Origin of the sequence: Tautonia plasticadhaerens (genome assembly GCF_007752535.1) — a bacterium.
Classification (GTDB): domain Bacteria; phylum Planctomycetota; class Planctomycetia; order Isosphaerales; family Isosphaeraceae; genus Tautonia; species Tautonia plasticadhaerens.
The window spans coordinates 6,009,800-6,025,989 of sequence record NZ_CP036426.1 but is presented as its reverse complement, the minus strand read 5'-3'; the positions used below and the strand labels follow the sequence as shown (position 1 = coordinate 6,025,989).

Below are 16,190 nucleotides of genomic sequence, written 5' to 3'. Positions count from 1 at the left end.
AGGGACGACGCGAGGCGGGTTCGTACGATCAATCCTACCGGAGGGCCGGGGCGTGTCAAACACATTCTGGCCGTGGTCGCAGCGAACGGACCCGGGACACGCCGACGACCGGAAGCGCCTGGAGCGGGGAGGGCAGGCCGATCCCCGCACCGGACCTCTGGCCTTCCCGGCTCACGACCCGGGCGTGGGCACCGGGACCCGGGTCACGGCCCCTTCCGACGCCGAGGAGACGAGGGCCGCGTACTTGGCCATCACGCCGGCCTCGTAGCGGGGCTTCGGGGCGGCCCAGCCCGCGAGCCTGGCGGCGATCTCCTCGTCGGAGAGGTCCACGTCCAGGCGACGGCCGGGGATGTCGAAGGTGATCACGTCTCCGTCCTTGAGCGCGGCGATCGGCCCCCCCCGGGCGGCCTCGGGGGCGACGTGCCCGGCCATCAGCCCCCGGGTGGCGCCGCTGAACCGGCCGTCGGTCATCAGGGCGACCGTCTCGCCGAGCCCGGCCCCGACGATCGCCGCCGTCACCCCGAGCATCTCCCGCATCCCCGGGCCCCCGGCCGGGCCCTCGTAGCGGATCACCACCACGTCGTCCGGCTGGATCTGGTCGGAGAGCACGGCGGCCATCGCCTGCTCCTCGGATTCGAACACCCGGGCCGGGCCCCGGTGGGAATTCCGCTCCGAGCCGGCTACCTTGATGACGCAGCCCTCCGGCGCGATGTTCCCACGGAGGATCACCAGGCCCCCCGTCAGCTTGAGCGGGCGGTCCAGCGGCCGCACCACCTCCTGGCCCGGCTCCTCGACGGCCACCGCCGACTCGTCGGCGATCGACCGGCCGCTGGGCGTGAGCTGCGAGCCGTCGAGCCGGCCCGCCTCGATCAACCGCTTCGCCACCAGCGGCACTCCGCCGGCGCGGTCGAGGTCGGCGGCCACGAACCGGCCGCCGGGCTTCAGGTCGGCCAGCGTGGGGGTCCGGGCGCTGACGGTGTCGAAGTCGTCGATCGACAGCGGCACGCCCACTTCCCCGGCGATCGCCAGCAGGTGGAGCACCGCGTTGGTCGACCCGCCGGTGGCGGCCACGCCGGCGATCGCGTTCTCGAAGGCGAGCCGGGTCAGGATGGTCTTCGGCTTGAGCCCGCGGCGGAGCTGCTCGACCACGAGCTTGCCCGCCCGGTAGGCGACCTCTTTCTTGCGGGGATCCATCGCCGGGGGGCTGGCGGTGCCGATCGGCGAGAGGCCGAGGAACTCGAAGGCCAGGGCCATCGTGTTCGCCGTGAACTGGCCGCCGCAGGCGCCGGCCCCGGGGCAGGCGGCCCCTTCCAGCTCCTTCAGCTCCTCGTCGGTCATCCGGCCCCGGGAATGGGCGCCGATCGCCTCGAAGACGTCCTGGATGGTGACGTCCTTCCCCTTGTATCGGCCGGGGGCGATCGAGCCGCCGTAGACGACCATCCCCGGCACGTCGAGCCGCAGCAGCCCCATCGCGCAGCCGGGCATGGTCTTGTCGCAGGCGGCGAGGCAGAGGACGGCGTCGAAGTAGTGGCCGCGTCCCATCAGCTCGATCGAGTCGGCGATCACCTCCCGGCTGACGAGGCTGGTCTTCATGCCCTCGGTGCCCATGGTGATGCCGTCACTGATGGCGACGGTGTTGAACTCCATGGGGGTCGCACCCGCCTCCCGGATGCCCCGCTTCACGTCCTCCGCCAGGTCCCGGAGGTGGAAGTTGCAGGTCATCGTCTCGGTCCAGGTGTTGGCGATGCCGACGATCGGCTTCTGCAAATCCTCCTCGGAATAGCCGACGGCCTTCAGGTAGGAGCGGGCGGCGGCGCGGCCGGGTCCGTCGAGCAGCAGGCGGGATCGGTGTCGTGGGTCGAATTCCATCGGGGGTGAAGCCTCGCGCGGGGAGGAGAGTGTGCGGTGGGTTGTGCCCGGTCTCGGGAAAGCCGATATTGTCCCGAATCATCGGCCCCGACGCCAGCGGCCCGGCCCGGGTTCGCGGTCGCCGACGGGGGCCGGATCGCCAAAGGCCGCACGACCATGAGCATTCCCGCCGCCGACGACCCCCGCTACCGGATCGACGACCCCTCCGCCCTCCCTAGCCCCGCCCTGGTGGTCTTCTCCGACCTGGTCCGGTCGAACCTCCGGCGGATGCTCGACCTGGTCGGATCCCCGGACCGGCTCCGGCCCCACGTCAAGACCCACAAGATGCCGGCGATCGTCCGGATGTCGCTGGAGATGGGGATCACTAAGTCCAAGTGCGCGACCATCGCCGAGGCCGAGATGGTCGCCCGGGCCGGCGGCCCCGACGTACTGCTCGCCTACCCGCTGGTCGGGCCGAATCCGGCCCGAATGGCCCAGCTCATGGCCGAATTCCCGGAAACGACCTTCCGGGCCGTCGTCGACGACCCCGAATCGGCCCGGCGGCTCTCCGACGCCGTGGCAGGGCTCGATCGACCGCTCCCGACCCTGGTCGACCTGAACGTCGGCATGGACCGCACCGGCATCCCCCCCGGCCCCGCCGCCGAGGAGCTCTACGCCGAGATCGACCGCCTGAATGGCCTCGTCCCCGACGGGCTCCACGCCTACGACGGCCACACCAAGGCCCCCGCCCTCGACGACCGCAAGGCGTCGGTGGCGGGGGTCGTCGACCGCGTGGTCGGGCTCCGGGATCGCCTGGAGGCGAGGGGACTCCCCGTCCCCCGCCTCGTGATGGGGGGGACGCCGCCGTTCCCGATCTACGCCGCGCTCGACCTGCCCGGCCTCGAATGCTCGCCGGGCACGATCGTCCTGCACGACGCCGGCTACGACCTGCCCTTCCCCGACCTCGGGTTCACCCCGGCGGCCCTGCTGCTCGGCCGGGTCGTCAGCCGGCCCCGGGAGGGCCTGATCTGCCTGGACATCGGCACCAAGGCGGTCGCCTCCGACCCTGCCGGGGACCGCGTCCTGTTGCTCGGGATCCCCGGGGCGAGGCAGAAGTCCCAGAACGAGGAGCACCTCCTCGTCGAGACCCCCGCCTCCGGCGACTTCCCCCCCGGAACCGCGGTCCTGGCCGTCCCCACCCACATCTGCCCCACCTGCGCCCTGCATCGCGAGGCCGTCGTCATCGAGGGCGGCAAGGTGGTCGATCGCTGGGAGGTCGTCGCCCGGGACCGGACCCTGACCATCTGACCGACCCCGTCCGCCGATCCCGCTCAGGGGAGGTTCCGCACCGCCTGCTCGAGGGTCCTCGCCAGTTCCTCCGGACGCTGCGAGCCGATGAGCAGGGTGGACCCGTCCTGGAGTGTGACCCGGACGGCCCGATCCCCCCGGGCAGTGAAGACGCGCTCGCCGTTGCGGCAGCGTCGGATCCCCCAGCCCCCGCAGTCGGCCATCGGTCGATATCGGACCGGCTCGACGGCCCGGATCTCGGCCAGGGGCACGACGTGACGGTAGGTGGGCAGCAGGCCGAACCAGAGGCGGAGGTCGCCCGGGTGGACCTCCGTCGTCATCTTCAGCAGGCCGACCACGAGCATCGGCGGCAGGCTCAGGCCGATCGCCACCAGGAGCGGCCATTCCCGAAAGCGAGACCAGCCCCCGAGCCCGATTGCGGGGTCGTAGGTGCGGGCGAAGTACCCGATCGTCACGGCCACCACCCCGGCCAGGGCCGCGTAGATCCAGCGGCTGAACCACTGTTCCTCGCGGTAGATGGCCACCGGGGGCCGGTTCACCATCGCGATCGACACGGCTAGCCCTCCCCCCCCGGTGCATCCGGAGGCCCGGGCGATGTCAGGTGATCTCCCAGCGCCCGCTCCATCGCCTGCAAGGCGACCCCGACAACCCGGTCGACCGGCATCTGCCAGATCATCGGGTTGAGCACCTCGAGCGAAACCGGTCCGTCGTAGCCGACCCGGGCGAAGTGGTCCAGGATCGGCCCGGTCGGCAAGTCCCCCTCCCCGGGGAAGATCCGGTCGGAGTCGGTCGCCAGCTCCCGGGGGACCCCACTCAGGTCGCTCAGCTGCACCAGGGCGAGGTTCTCGGCGGAGAGGTAGCCCAAGTCCTCGAACTTGCTCGGCCCGGTGTAGTAGTGGAAGGCGTCGAAGCAGACGCCGACCCCCGGGGCACCGCTCTGGGAGATCAGGGCGACCGTCGTGTCCAGGCTGGCGCAGAATCGGGCCGTCTTCTGGAACTCGACCGCCAGCCGGACCCCCCTCGACCCCGCCAGCTCGGCCGCCTCATTCAGCGAGGCGGCGGATCGTCGGAGGTCGTCCGTCTCCGGGGCCGTCACGAAGTCCGGCACGACGACCAACGTCGGAACCCCCAGCTCGGCGAGCAGATCCAGGCGCCTCCGGTAGTGGTCCCAGTGGGCCTGTCGCTCCTCCCCCCGGGAGAGCAGCAGCCCCCCTTGGAACGAGGCGGCGACGGGCCGGATCCCCTCGCATTGGAGCAAGGAACGGGCCTCCGAAACCGGCCTCGAACGGAGGAACTCCTCCAGCTTCGTCAGCCAGAGCTCGACGGCCCTCCACCCGGCCCGGCCGAACGCCGGGATGTCCTCCTCGAACGGGGTGCCGAGCGTCGTGGCCTGGTTGATGCACGGCTGCATACGGGGTCCAGCCTCATGAGTGCCGATCCGAGCGATCGGGCGGGGATCCCCCGGGACGGGGCCGGGGGCGTGGTAGGCGGCGGAGGTCGGCCACATCCGGCCGAGCCGGTCGGCGGGATCAGGAGCCGACCGTGTCGAGTCCGACCGTGCCGTCGAGCAGGTCGCCGATCAGCCCCGCGAGATTGTCCGACGGGACGCGCTTCTGCACCAGCGAATCCCGGTCCCGGATCGTCACGGTGCCGTCGACCAGCGACTGGCCGTCGACGGTGAGGCAATAGGGGGTCCCCGCCTCATCTTGCCGCCGGTACCGCCGGCCGATGGCGCCCTTTTCGTCATAATAAACGTTGTGCCGCCGCTTGAGCGATCGATAGATCGCGTCGGCCTTCTCGGGCATGCCGTCCTTCTTCACCAGCGGGAAGACGGCCGCCTTGATCGGCGCGAACCTCGGGTGGAACTTCAGGACCGTCCTGGATTCGCCGCCGACCTCGTCCTCAGCGTAGGCCTCGCAGAGGAACGCCAGCGTCCCCCGGTCGGCCCCGGCCGAGGGCTCGATGACGTGGGGGAGGAACCGCTGCTTGGTCTCCTCGTCGAAATACGTCAGGTCCCGGCCGCTGAACTTCTGGTGCTGGCCGAGGTCGTAGTGCCCCCGATGGGCGATCCCCTCCAGCTCGCTGACGCCGAAGGGGAACTCGTACTCGATGTCGGCCGTCGCCTGCGAATAGAAGGCCAGTTCGTCCGGGTCGTGGTCCCGGAGCCGGAGCCGGTCGCTCCGGAGGCCGTGGCGGACGTACCAGTCGAACCGCTCCTTCCGCCAGTAGGCGTACCACTCCTGGGAGTCCTCGGGGCGGCAGAAGAACTCGATCTCCATCTGCTCGAATTCGCGGGACCGGAAGGTGAAGTTCCGCGGGGTGATCTCGTTGCGGAAGCTCTTGCCGATCTGGGCGATGCCGAAGGGGAGTTTCACCCGGCTGGTGTCGAGCACGTTCTTGAAGTTGGCGAAGATGCCCTGGGCGGTCTCGGGCCTCAAGTAGGCCACGCTCGACGCGTCTTCCAGGGCCCCGACGCTCGTCTTGAACATCAGGTTGAACTGCCGGGGCTCGGTCAGGGTGCCCGGCTCGTCGGCCGCCGGCCCGACGACCTTCGCCCGCTCCTCAGGGGCCAGATGCAAGTAGAGTGCCGTCGTCCCGGCCGGCGGGTCGCCGAGGCCAGCGGGCTTGGTCTTCAGCAGCTTGGCGGCCTTCGGCCTGGCCGCCTCCCAGGCGTCGAGCGGGGAGGCGCCGACGGCCGAGACGCGGTGCTCGACCCAGGCCGGGAACTCCCTCCCGGTCGCCCCCTCGTGGACGTGCTCATCCCCGGCTCCCGCCATCTCCCGGGCGATGCCGAAGACGTAGAGCTGGTCGGCCCGGTAGCGTTCCTTGGACTGCCGGCAGTCGACCATCGGGTCGACGAAGCCGCCGACGTGGCCGGACGCCTCCCAGACCCTCGGGTTCATGATGATCGAGCAGTCGAGCCCGACCATGTCGTCCCGACCGGTGACGTTGTCCCGCCACCAGGCGTCCTTGATGTTCCGCTTCAGCTCGACGCCGAGCGGGCCGTAGTCCCAGAACCCGTTGAGGCCCCCGTAGATTTCGCTCGACGGGAAGATGAACCCGCGTCGCTTGCAGAGGGAAACCAGCTTCTCCATGTCCATCGGGTCGCGTCTCCTCGGGGCAGACCTTGGCCTGGCCCGCCCCGGTGCCTGGGTTCGATCGAGGGTCGTGAACGGGACAAGCGGGCGGGGCCGGTCGCCGGCTCGCTTGGCCCGGTCGCCGATTCTACCCGATCCGGCCCCCCCGGGTCGCCCCCGCCGCGACGATTCGGAGCGGCCCGGGTCGCAGTTCGGGGACGAGGTCGGACCGGCTCACCCGGCCGGCGGCCTCGATGTCGGCCCCCAGCCCCAACCCTGAGACCCGTCGCCCCCCCCTCCCGGTCGCCAGGGTCGACGCCAGGCCCGGCCCCGGGCCCGACGCCTCCCAGCACCGCCGGGCGATCAGGGCGGCGTCATTCCCCGCGGACAACCCCGATCCCCGTTCCAGCTCCAGGACGAGGCACCCGGCGAGCATCGTGTCCTCGAAGCTGACGAGCCCGTCGGTCCCGGCGCAGACGACGTGGATGTCCTGCCGGGACACTCCCACCTCCCCCACGATCGCCCCGAGATTCGGGAACGCCCCGATCAGCACCCGATCCGCCGCCCGGCTTGAGAGGATCGCCCGGGTCCCGTTGGTGGTCGTCATCACCAGCGTCTTCCCCCGGCACACCTCCGGGTGGAAGTCACCGGGGGAGTTGCCGAGGTCGAAGCCGGGGATGGGGAGCCCCCCCCGTTCCCCGGCGAGGATCGCCGTCCCGGGCGGGAACGAGGCGGCGACCTCCTCCGCCTCCTCGATCTCCAGGCAGGGGACGATCGCCTCGCACCCCGAGGCCAAGGCGTGGACCATCACCGTCGTCGCCCGGAGCACGTCGAGGACGACCGCCACCCCGCCCCCCAGGGCGCCCTCGGGGATGAGCGAGGGGAGAAGATGGACGAAGATGCTCGGGCGGGAATCCATGAGGTCGCTCCGTCAGGGACCGTCCGGGGGTCGGCCGGGATCGAGGTCGCTGCGAGGGCCGATCCGACCGCCCGACGCCTCGGGATTCGGCCGACCGGGTCGGGCGGTTCGCCTTCCCGGAATCCGGGGGAGTGCGTATGGTCGAGGCCGGTCCGTCCCCGTCCCGCCCCGAGGTGATCGGATGCCCCAGCCCAAGGGTCGTACGCTGCCCCTGTCCGGGCCCCGACGGTTCATCCTGGACATGATGCACTTCGCCCGGCAAGTCCCCTCGGTCCCCGTCGGCCGGGCGATGCGCCTGGGCCCGCTGGCCGAGGCCCGGCGATCGCACCCGATCCGGCCGTCCTGGCCGGTGCTCTTCCTCAAGGCGTACGGCCTGGTCTGCGACGCGGACCCGGGCCTGAGGCGGGCCCTGCTCACGGTGCCCCGACTCCGGCTCTACGAGCATCCGTACTCGATCGCCGCCCTGGCGATGGAGCGGGAGCACGAGGGGGAGCCCTGCATCTGCGTCGGCCTGTTCCGGGCCCCGGAGCGGCAGTCGATCTCCGAGTTGCAGGAGGCGCTGGACGAGTACCGGTCCTGGCCCCTGGAGCGGGTCGGCTTCTTCCGCCAGATGCTCCGGATCAGCGGCTACCCGGCGCCGATCCGCCGATTCCTCTGGTGGAGCACCCTGGCCTGCTCCGGACCGAAGCGGGCCAAGCGGCTGGGGACCTTCGGCCTGTCGAGTTACGGGGCCCTCGGCGCCGAGTCGTACCACCCGATCAGCCCGCTGACGACGACGCTTACCTACGGGCCGATCGACGCCTCGGGTCTCGTCACCGTGAAGCTGATCTACGACCACCGCGTGCTCGACGGCGCCCAGGTCGCCCGGAGGCTGGCCGACCTGGAGGAGGCGTTGCTCGGTCCCGTCCTCGACGAACTGCTCGGCCTCCCTGCCGGGGCGGGGACCGAGGCTAACAGGCCGGCAGATCGCGGGGCGGCCTGAGGCCTCGCCGCCCCGCGAACGGATCAAGCGTCGACCCGGAGCCGGGACATAATCTGCTTCAACTGTTCCTCCTTCGCGTTGATGAAGAGGACGTGGTCGAGCACGATCTGCCGGTCGGCGGTGCTGAAGTTGAGGACGAGCCGCCCGGCGCCGAGCCCCAAGAGGAACTCCAGGATGTCGGGGATCTCCTTGGAGAACTTCAGCTGGATCGTCGGGTAGCGCTCCAGATCGCTCAGCGGGCCGTGGTGGTGCAGGACCTCATTCGCCCGGACCTCCCAGTAGTCCAGGCGGCGGGTCGCCCAGATGATCAGGAAGATCACGCCCAGGACCGAGGCGATGGCGAAGTAGAAGCCCGCGTTGGCCGTGAAGTAGAGGAACCTCGAGAGGGTCGTCAGCGGGGAGAGGAAGTCGACCCCCTGCGAGGCCAGGTACAGCAGCAGGAAGGCCATCATCAAGACGAAGAGGATCACCGCGATCAGGGTGAACCTGGGGAAGTCGAGCGACATCACGATCATGTTCACGGCGAAGACGATCAGGAAGACCACGCCGATGATGTTCTGCCAACTGGAGAAGCGCCGGACCTTCTCGGGCGGCAGGTCATCATCGATCGGGGCGCCCGCCACCGCATCCGCCCCGGCGACCTCCTCCCCCTCGACCTGGATCACCGGATCAGCCTCCATCGGCCCCCGGACCGGCTCCCCGCTGCCGACGACGAGCATGCCCAGGCCGCAGATCAAGGCGAAGACCATCGTCGGCCAGAGGAAGATGACCTTCGGGTAGGAGAAGATCTTGACCGAATCGATCTCCGGGGGCGGGGCGGGGCGGTCTGCTTTGGGGTCCGCAGCCATCGCGAGCGACTCCTCGAGGCCAGGGGCGTGATCCGGATCCGGGTCGGCGGGATCGGCGTGAACTCACGCCGCCGCCGGGACGGGAGCATGGTAACGACGGCCCAGGCACCGGGATAGTCCCCGCCGTCCCCCGCTCTATTCGCCGGACCCCGGGCCGGATTGGGCGAAGAGCCGACCCGGATCCTCGCGTCGGGCCTCCCGCCGGGCTATGCTGGGACGGCCCTCGGGGAGCGGGCGCACGGCTGGTGCCGGCCCTGGTCTTCAAAACCAGTCGGGCGGCCTGGAGACAGGTCGCCGGTGGGTTCGATTCCCATACGCTCCCGTCGCCCCCCGGTCGCCCCGGGGAGGCTTCCCGTTGACCGAAACGCCCCGCTCGGGAACGATAGATCGACCGGCCGTTGCCAGGAGAGGTGACCGAGAGGCCGAAGGTACGGCACTGCAAAGAGAAATGGGTCTTTATGCGTGGCCTCTGATCCGTTTTCAAGTCCTTCTTCTTTGCCAGGTTCCGGCAACCGCACCTCTCGAGTCTGCATACCGACTTGACCGGCGAGAATCCCGCCGGTATGCAAAAACGCTGACCGTCACGGATTTTGGGGGGATGGCTGCCGGCGTGCTGACGTGATCCGACAAAACGGCCATGATCCACGGTGCACGGAAGGAGGTGGATCATGGCCGACGGGACCGTGGCGCGGTCCTCGCGAGGGCACCGTACCATCTGCTTGCCCATCTCGGAAGATTCCTACGCGCACGCCGTCGACGATCCGGCCGCGTTCCGGCGGCTGCTCGACGAGGGCTTCCGAGCGTCCCCGGAGCTGTTCCCGCCGGGGTTCGCCCGGGGCTATGAGCTGAAGGACGAGCGGACATCGGCCAAGCGGGGACTGCCGATCCGACGCATCCGCTTGCGGGACGGAGCCGCCAACAGCGTCCGGCCCTCTTTCCTCATGCCCTACATGGCGGCTCGCGTCGCGGACGCCGAGGGCCCGCTGTTCCTGCGGACCTTCGGCGTCCCGTTCTGGGCCCTGGCCCGCGTCTTCGGCCGCGACCCGATGTCCTGGTATCGGCTGACGTGCGGCCTGGGCCGGTCGAGCATCGTGGGGACCACCGTGCGACGGGCCCGGCTGCCCGAGCACCTCCTGGCCGACGAGCATCACCAGACGATCGACGGTGAGAAGGTCTACCTGGCCACGACCGTCGGCGACGGCTGCGTCCTGGGCGTCGAGCCGGCCGCGTCGGCCGGGGCCGCCGAGCTGACGGACGCCTACGGCGTCCTCAAGGCCGAGGGCCGCGACGTCGAGCCGCAGTTTGCGCCCCGGACGGTGAGCGTCGACGGCTGGGCCGCGACGCATCAGGCGTGGCTGACGCTGTTCCCGCTGGTCGTGCTGCTCCGCTGCTTCCTGCATGGCTGGCTGGACATCCGCAGTCGGGGCAAGCTGAGCGAGCCGTTCCGGGAGCTGTCGAAGCGGGTCTGGGAATCGTACCACGCGCCGTCGCGCCGGAGCTTCGCGCAGCGGTTGCGGCGGCTGCGCGAATGGGCCCGGCGGCAGGCGATGTCGGCGTGGCTGCGGGAGCAGGTCGAGAAGCTGTGCGGCCGGTCGAAGGAATACGCCACGGCGTACGCGCACCCCGGCGGCCACCGCACGAGCAACATGCTGGACCGGATGATGCGCGGGATGAACCGCGACTTCGACCGCGGCCAGCACCTACATGGCTCACCTGCCGCCTGCCGACTCCACGGCCGGGCCTGGGCGCTTCTGGCGAACTATGCCCCCTGGCACCCGGCCGTCGCGAGAGCAAACGAGGGATGGCGATGCCCCGCCGAACGTCACAACGGCCATCGCTACCACGACGACTGGCTCCAGAACCTGCTCATCTCCGCCTCCCTCGGCGGATACCGCTCGGCTACCCCCCAAAATCCGTGACGGTCAGCAAAAACGGTTTGCAGACCATGCCACACAAGCTCCTGATGTCGTGGATTCCCGCCCGCAAGGGTTGATACAAGAAGTACCGTGGGAAGCTTTACACTATCTCGGCCCGACAACTCGGCGCCGAACCGACCAAGCAGGGCTCCTGGCAGGTCGCTAACCGTTGGTGGAAGGCTTAGTACTACAGCGCAGGGCGGTCTGCTCTTCTACGCCGCGATGGCTTCGGGTACAAGAGCGATCATTCGTGAGTCCCGCCGGACCTCCCGAGGCGATCGCTCGTGGACGAACACCAACTCCTGGCCCTCAAGCCCGAACTCGACCGCTTCCTCGACCGCTTCGCCCCCCTCTTCGGCCGCGACGAGAATCAGGTCCACGCACGCCGCTTCGTCCAGGGGCTGCTCCACGGCGGCGAGCGTCGCAGCATCGAGAACATCGCCCAGGCGACCAGCGGCGGCCCGGTGCGCTCGCTGCAAGCCTTCATCAGCACCGGCGCCTGGTCCGATGGCGCGATCCTCAGGCAGATGCGCGGCGCGGTCCTGGAGCTGCTGGCCGATGACGACGCCGCCTGGAATGCCGCCGAGACCGGGTTCCCCAAGAAGGGGACCAAGTCCGTCGGCGTCAGGCGGCAGTACTCCGGCACGCTGGGGCGGACCGACAACTGCCAGGTCGCCGTCTTCGCCGACTACTGCTCGGCCAAGGGCCACACCTTCCTCGATCGGCGGCTGTTCCTGCCCGAGGAGTGGGCCGGCGACGGCGAACGCCGCGAGGAGGCCGGGGTGCCCGCCGGCGTGATCTTCCGCACCAAGCCGGAATTGGCCCTGGCGATGGCCGCCGACGCGGTCGCCGAGGGGGTGCCGTTCCGCTGGGTCGGCGGCGACGGCGTCTACGGCGACAGCCCGACCTTCGTGCAGGGCGTCCGGCAACTCGGCAAGCGGTACGTGCTGGACAGCTCGGCCGATGCCCGGGTCTGGACCGGCGAGCCGCGGGTGATCCCGCCCGAGGAGCGGCCCAGGCCGAGGCGCGGACGCCCGTGCACCCAGCCGCTGGTCGTCGGGGAGGCGAAGCGTGTCGACGAGGTGGTCGCCGCCCTGCCGGCGACGGCCTGGCGCCGGCTGACGGTGGCCGAGGGGAGTCAGGGGCCGCGGGTCTACGAATACGCCGAGCTGTGGGCCTGGTTCAGCGAAGGGGGCCTGCCCGGCCCGCGCGAGCGGCTGCTTGTGCGTCGGTCGCTGGGGCAGGAGCCGGAGCTGAAGTATCACCGCTCCCACGCCCCGGCGGAGGTCCCGCTGTCGAAGTTGGCGCAGGTCCGGGCGACGCGGTGGACGATCGAGGAGGACATCCAGTCGGCCAAGGGGGAATGCGGCCTGGACGAGTACGAGACCCGGGGCTGGGTCGGCTGGCATCACCACACGGCGTTGTCGATGCTGGCCCTGGCATTCCTGGTGCTCCAGCGGGTGCGGCTGGGGGGGAAAAGCGTCGCAGATGAGCGTGCCGGAGGTGCGTGCCCTGTTGACTCACCTGCTGGAGGTGTGGGCGTGGGACGTCGGCGAGATCCTGCGGTGGTCGGCGTGGCGCCGCGAGCGGAACCGGCGGGCCGCCGCCAGCCACCGCAAGCGGCGGCTCGCCGTGCTGCGCCAGCGCGGCGTGAAAAGTAGGACGAGGGAACCTGCGCTGTAATATTAGTTCTACTCCGTTAGCTTCGATTTGCCGCGGGCGAGCCAGGGTCTGCAGTACGCGCAGTCGGGCCGGCTCACCGGCGCCAGCAGGCGTTGCAGCGCCCGGAGGATCGCCGGCAGCGTGATCACGGGCGCTCGGCGCCCCCCTCTTTGCCCGGCCGGGACCGACCCCGGCGGGCTCGTCGCTGCTCCAGGGTGTGGAAGCCGTAGGCCAGCATCACCAGGCAGGCGTGGTGGTGGAACCCCCGCCAGGAGCGGCCCTCGTGGTGGTCCAGCCCGAGTTCCTCCTTCATCTGCTGGTAGCCGAGTTCCACCGGCCAGCGGCTCCGCCACAGCCGCACCGCCCGCAGGCGGCTGGTGTCCGCCGGCAGGTCGCTGAAGGCGTACTTGAGCTTGCCGTCGGCCTGCTCCTCGATCAGCAGCCGGATCGGGGCGGTCCCGGCGCACTGCCCGGTGGACCAGCCCTGGCCCGGCCAGACCCGCAGCCAGGCGAAGCGGCCCCACATCGGCCCCTTGGTCCCCTCCCGCCAGGTGACCTTCCGCCGCGGCGTCCGCGCCGCCAGCTCCTTCAGGCTCACCGGCCGGGGCGAGCCCTCGGCCAGCCGGGGCCTCTTCTGCGGGCGGCCGCCGGTGGCGGCGGCCGGGGCGACCCACCGCGGTTGCTCGGTGAAGACGACCATCTCGTCGGTGACGCCGACGACGTAATGCAGCCCGCGCTCGGCCAGGCGGTCGCGGGACGGCCCCGAGACGCCGTAGCCGCTGTCGGCCACCACCAGCCCGCCCGGCAGCCCCTCGGAGCGGACCCGGTCCAGCAGCTCCAGGGCGATCTGGCCCTTGGTCAGCGGACGCCGCTGGTCCTCGGGTACCCTGGCCTTGTCCAACCGCTTCGCATCTCCCAGCCAGCTCTCCGGGAGGTAGAGCCGCATGTCCAGCGGTTAGTGGCCCCTCGGGGCGACGTAGTGGACGCTGACGGCGCACTGGCAGTTGGCCTTCTTGCACGGCGCGCCGCAGTACTGCCGCTGGACGCCGACGGAGTGCTCGCCCTGCTTGGGGAAGGTGGTGTCGTCGATCACGAAGATCCCCGCCGGGTCGGCGAACTTCGCCGCCATCGTGGCGCGGTAGCGTCTCAGGACCGCCCGCTCGTCCCAGGTGCTCTGGCCGAGGAACTGCTGCAGCGCCTGGTCGGAGTCGGAGACCTCCAGATCCTCGGGCAGGGGGACCCGGGCGGCCATCGGCTCGGCGCTCTTGCGGTCGCCGTCGGTGATCAGCCCGCGGAGGTAGACGCCGCACCAGGCGGCCTGGCGGGGTCGGTTGAAGTCGTCGCGGAAGCCGGCGGCGTGGTCGGCCAGCCGGTCGAGGACGTCGGGGGCAAGTTCGGGGGTGTTGGTGCGGTTCATACCCTGTGGTACGAACCGGGCCGCCCAACAGTTCGTAGGATCTAACGGAGTAGCATTAGTGCTACTCCGTTAGCTTCGATTCGCTGTGGGCGATCCAAGGCCGGCAGTACGCGCAGTCGTGTCGGCTGACCGGCGCCAGCAGGCGCTGCAACGCTCGCCGGATGGCAGGCAGCGTGATCACCGGCGCTGGGGATCCCCCTGCTATGAGGCCGGTTGTCAAGGGGCGAGATGCGGAGCCCGAGGCGTGGGAGGATCGGCCTGCTCTTCGTGCTCGGGGCACGGGTTAGGGTCTGCGATCGCGAACGAGGGCCGCCCTCTTCTTCCGCGGGCCTCAGCCCGCCGGGGGCGCGACGCGGTCACCTCACTCGCAGATCCTCACTGGCTCGGGGTCGTCCTGCCCCACTCGACGGTCGCTCGGGCAGGGGTCGCGGCCGCGAACCGGGCCGCTCCGGGGTTGCCGGGGCCGGGCCGGGCCGCCAGGCGGCCGCCCGGTAGGGCTCACCGCTGAGGCTCAGCCGCCACAGCAGGATCGCCAGACGCCGGGCCATCCCCGCGATGGCCTTCTTGCCGTTGCCGGTCGTGGCGACCAGCCGGCGGTATCGCGCCTTCGCCGCCTCATCGCCGGCGACCCACCTCCGGGCCGCCTCGACGAGCGCCGTCCGCAGCCGGGCGTTGCCCGACTTCAGCCGCCGCCCCTCGCGGCGCGTCGGGCCGCCCTGCGAGACCTGCGGCGCCAGCCCGATCACCCGCGCCACCTGGCCGCCGTCGCGGAACCGGGCCGGGTCGTGCAGCTCGACGCGGGAGGTCATCGCCGTGATCGGCCCCACCCCGGGCGCCGTCCGCGGCGTCGCGACCGTCTCGCGATGGCGGCCCGCCCCGGCCGACTCCTCCAGGCGTCGGGGGGCGCGGGCCACCCGCTCCCGATCATGCTGCCGCTCGTCGAGCATCACGTCCGGGCGGAGCCGCGGCTCGGGGGTCAGCTCCAGCCGGCGAGGGGCGTCGACCGACGCGGCCGTCCAGCGGGTCAGCCCCGCCGGCTCGGCGATGCCATGCTGGAGGAGGAACGCCTGGACCTGTTGCTGGGCCGCGCGGAGCTTGCGGGCCAGCTGCTCACGCAGCCGCAGGACCCGGCGGTCGGCTCCCTCCCGCTCCTCGGGGACGCGCACGGGTTGGAGCGGCCCCTTCCGGGCGAAGACGGCCAGCTTGCGGCGGTCGAGCCGGTCGCTCTCGGCCTCGGGGCCCGGCATGGTGGGGGTCTTCGACGGGGCGATCACCCCGGCTCGCAGCCCGGAGGACCTGAGCCGTCGGGCCAGCGTGAAGCCGGTCGGACCGGCCTCGTAGACGACCCGGGCGACTTGCGAGCCGATGGGCTTGGGCCGCTCGCTGAGCGACTCGGGGTCGGCGGGCGGGGTCCGGGAGGCGACGAGGCCCCGCAGGTCGGTGACGACGGCGACGTGGTGGCTGGCCTTGTGGACGTCGACGCCGACGTGGGCCGTCTCGCCGGAGTCGAGGCGGGGCGTCGAGGACGTCGAGGAGTTCGGGCGGACGAAGCGGACCTTCTTCTTGGTGGTGGTGGTCATGGCCGAGGTCTCCGGGAAGGGGACGAGCGTGTCACTCGCTCAAGCCTGCCTCCCGAACGGCTCCGGCCTTCATGCTCTCTCCTTGCGCAGATATGAGGGGCCGGGGCTGGTGATCCAGTCCTCGGCCCGTCTCCAGCCGACGCCGAGGCGCTCCAGGGCCTGGCGGATCGCCTCCCCGCTGACGAGCCGGGCGGTGAGGCCCTCGGCGAAGGCCGCCCCGGCGGCCGGCTCCGGGGTCCACAACGAGGTCGGCTCGCCGAAGTCGCGGGGGCTGCGGTGCAGCAGGGCCCGCGGCCGCTCGCACCCGGCGTCGTCGATCCCGGGGCGGGCCGACGCGGGGCGGTGGGACTTCTCGCGCAGGCAGTCGGTGCCCTCGGCGGCGAAGGCCCGCAGGGCGTTGCGGGCGGTCTGGGACGGGCGGCCACACCGGGGGGCGATCTGCGAGGGCTTGAGGCCCTCGGCGCTGGCCGCCAGGATCCGGCAGCGGCGCAGGGTGAAGGCCGAGGGCGAGCGGGGGCCGGCCCGGATCGCCTGATGCTCGTCGGGGGTCAGCGGTCGGACGAAGAGAGGTGGGACCATACCACTCCTACGACGATCGGCCCGCAAAGGATCATCCTTGGACCTGCACTAGTG

General features: G+C 71.2%; 12 protein-coding genes, 1 tRNA gene and 1 pseudogene. 5 read left to right on the top strand and 9 right to left on the bottom strand.

Annotated features, from left to right (window positions below):
• Nucleotides 1–171 precede the first annotated feature (171 nt).
• Nucleotides 172–1,869, bottom strand: a complete 1,698-nt coding sequence (gene ilvD, locus ElP_RS24175; protein WP_145274203.1) for a dihydroxy-acid dehydratase — start codon at nucleotides 1,867–1,869, stop codon at nucleotides 172–174.
• Between the two features lie 156 nt (nucleotides 1,870–2,025).
• On the opposite strand from ilvD, the gene ElP_RS24170 reads away from it, so the two are divergent.
• A complete protein-coding gene (locus ElP_RS24170) occupies nucleotides 2,026–3,156 on the top strand; it encodes a D-TA family PLP-dependent enzyme (RefSeq protein WP_145274200.1) in 1,131 nt (376 codons plus the stop codon).
• 23 nt (nucleotides 3,157–3,179) lie between these two features.
• Here ElP_RS24170 and ElP_RS24165 read toward each other — a convergent pair whose 3' ends face one another.
• The 4 genes from ElP_RS24165 to ElP_RS24150 form a co-directional block, all read right to left on the bottom strand.
• On the bottom strand, nucleotides 3,180–3,710 hold the full coding sequence (locus ElP_RS24165; RefSeq protein ID WP_145274197.1) for a hypothetical protein: 531 nt from the start codon (nucleotides 3,708–3,710) through the stop codon (nucleotides 3,180–3,182).
• Nucleotides 3,711–3,712: 2 nt separating this feature from the next.
• Nucleotides 3,713–4,567: a sugar phosphate isomerase/epimerase family protein gene (locus tag ElP_RS24160; protein WP_145274194.1), complete on the bottom strand. Its 855-nt coding sequence runs from the start codon at nucleotides 4,565–4,567 to the stop codon at nucleotides 3,713–3,715.
• A gap of 118 nt (nucleotides 4,568–4,685) precedes the next feature.
• On the bottom strand, nucleotides 4,686–6,257 hold the full coding sequence (locus ElP_RS24155; RefSeq protein WP_145274191.1) for a glycine--tRNA ligase: 1,572 nt from the start codon (nucleotides 6,255–6,257) through the stop codon (nucleotides 4,686–4,688).
• A gap of 124 nt (nucleotides 6,258–6,381) precedes the next feature.
• Nucleotides 6,382–7,152 carry a 2-phosphosulfolactate phosphatase gene (locus ElP_RS24150; protein ID WP_145274188.1) on the bottom strand — a complete coding sequence of 257 codons (771 nt, stop codon included), beginning with the start codon at nucleotides 7,150–7,152 and terminating at the stop codon, nucleotides 6,382–6,384.
• 181 nt (nucleotides 7,153–7,333) lie between these two features.
• Between ElP_RS24150 and ElP_RS24145 the strand changes: the two genes are divergently transcribed.
• Nucleotides 7,334–8,134 carry a 2-oxo acid dehydrogenase subunit E2 gene (locus tag ElP_RS24145; RefSeq protein ID WP_145274186.1) on the top strand — a complete coding sequence of 267 codons (801 nt, stop codon included), beginning with the start codon at nucleotides 7,334–7,336 and terminating at the stop codon, nucleotides 8,132–8,134.
• A 23-nt stretch (nucleotides 8,135–8,157) separates the two neighbouring features.
• Here ElP_RS24145 and ElP_RS24140 read toward each other — a convergent pair whose 3' ends face one another.
• Complete coding sequence (locus ElP_RS24140) at nucleotides 8,158–8,982, bottom strand: hypothetical protein (protein WP_145274183.1); 825 nt, start codon at nucleotides 8,980–8,982, stop codon at nucleotides 8,158–8,160.
• A gap of 226 nt (nucleotides 8,983–9,208) precedes the next feature.
• Between ElP_RS24140 and ElP_RS37425 the strand changes: the two genes are divergently transcribed.
• From ElP_RS37425 to ElP_RS24120, 3 genes are all read left to right on the top strand, one after another.
• Nucleotides 9,209–9,305 (top strand) — tRNA-Sec (locus ElP_RS37425).
• A gap of 345 nt (nucleotides 9,306–9,650) precedes the next feature.
• Nucleotides 9,651–10,901 carry a hypothetical protein gene (locus ElP_RS39965; protein WP_231749237.1) on the top strand — a complete coding sequence of 417 codons (1,251 nt, stop codon included), beginning with the start codon at nucleotides 9,651–9,653 and terminating at the stop codon, nucleotides 10,899–10,901.
• 281 nt (nucleotides 10,902–11,182) lie between these two features.
• Entirely contained in the window at nucleotides 11,183–12,559 is a 1,377-nt protein-coding gene (locus ElP_RS24120) for an IS701 family transposase (protein ID WP_145274180.1), read from the top strand.
• A 146-nt stretch (nucleotides 12,560–12,705) separates the two neighbouring features.
• On the opposite strand, the pseudogene ElP_RS39960 reads toward ElP_RS24120, so the two are convergent.
• From ElP_RS39960 to ElP_RS24100, 3 genes and pseudogenes are all read right to left on the bottom strand, one after another.
• A pseudogene (locus ElP_RS39960) lies at nucleotides 12,706–13,977 on the bottom strand (IS701 family transposase).
• 356 nt (nucleotides 13,978–14,333) lie between these two features.
• Nucleotides 14,334–15,557 carry an IS110 family RNA-guided transposase gene (locus ElP_RS24105; RefSeq protein WP_145274171.1) on the bottom strand — a complete coding sequence of 408 codons (1,224 nt, stop codon included), beginning with the start codon at nucleotides 15,555–15,557 and terminating at the stop codon, nucleotides 14,334–14,336.
• Between the two features lie 69 nt (nucleotides 15,558–15,626).
• Nucleotides 15,627–16,136 carry a helix-turn-helix domain-containing protein gene (locus tag ElP_RS24100; protein ID WP_145274168.1) on the bottom strand — a complete coding sequence of 170 codons (510 nt, stop codon included), beginning with the start codon at nucleotides 16,134–16,136 and terminating at the stop codon, nucleotides 15,627–15,629.
• Nucleotides 16,137–16,190: the final 54 nt, after the last annotated feature.

What these genes read in the sequence shown, in the direction of transcription:
- ElP_RS24150 (WP_145274188.1), bottom strand. Translation starts at nt 7,152, where the DNA reads ATGGATTCCCGCCCGAGCATCTTCGTCCATCTTCTCCCCTCGCTCATC.
- ElP_RS24155 (WP_145274191.1), bottom strand. Translation starts at nt 6,257, where the DNA reads ATGGACATGGAGAAGCTGGTTTCCCTCTGCAAGCGACGCGGGTTCATC.
- ElP_RS39965 (WP_231749237.1), top strand. Translation starts at nt 9,651, where the DNA reads ATGGCCGACGGGACCGTGGCGCGGTCCTCGCGAGGGCACCGTACCATC.
- ElP_RS24100 (WP_145274168.1), bottom strand. Translation starts at nt 16,136, where the DNA reads ATGGTCCCACCTCTCTTCGTCCGACCGCTGACCCCCGACGAGCATCAG.
- ElP_RS24105 (WP_145274171.1), bottom strand. Translation starts at nt 15,557, where the DNA reads ATGACCACCACCACCAAGAAGAAGGTCCGCTTCGTCCGCCCGAACTCC.
- ElP_RS24160 (WP_145274194.1), bottom strand. Translation starts at nt 4,567, where the DNA reads ATGCAGCCGTGCATCAACCAGGCCACGACGCTCGGCACCCCGTTCGAG.
- ElP_RS24145 (WP_145274186.1), top strand. Translation starts at nt 7,334, where the DNA reads ATGCCCCAGCCCAAGGGTCGTACGCTGCCCCTGTCCGGGCCCCGACGG.
- ilvD (WP_145274203.1), bottom strand. Translation starts at nt 1,869, where the DNA reads ATGGAATTCGACCCACGACACCGATCCCGCCTGCTGCTCGACGGACCC.
- ElP_RS24140 (WP_145274183.1), bottom strand. Translation starts at nt 8,982, where the DNA reads ATGGCTGCGGACCCCAAAGCAGACCGCCCCGCCCCGCCCCCGGAGATC.
- ElP_RS24170 (WP_145274200.1), top strand. Translation starts at nt 2,026, where the DNA reads ATGAGCATTCCCGCCGCCGACGACCCCCGCTACCGGATCGACGACCCC.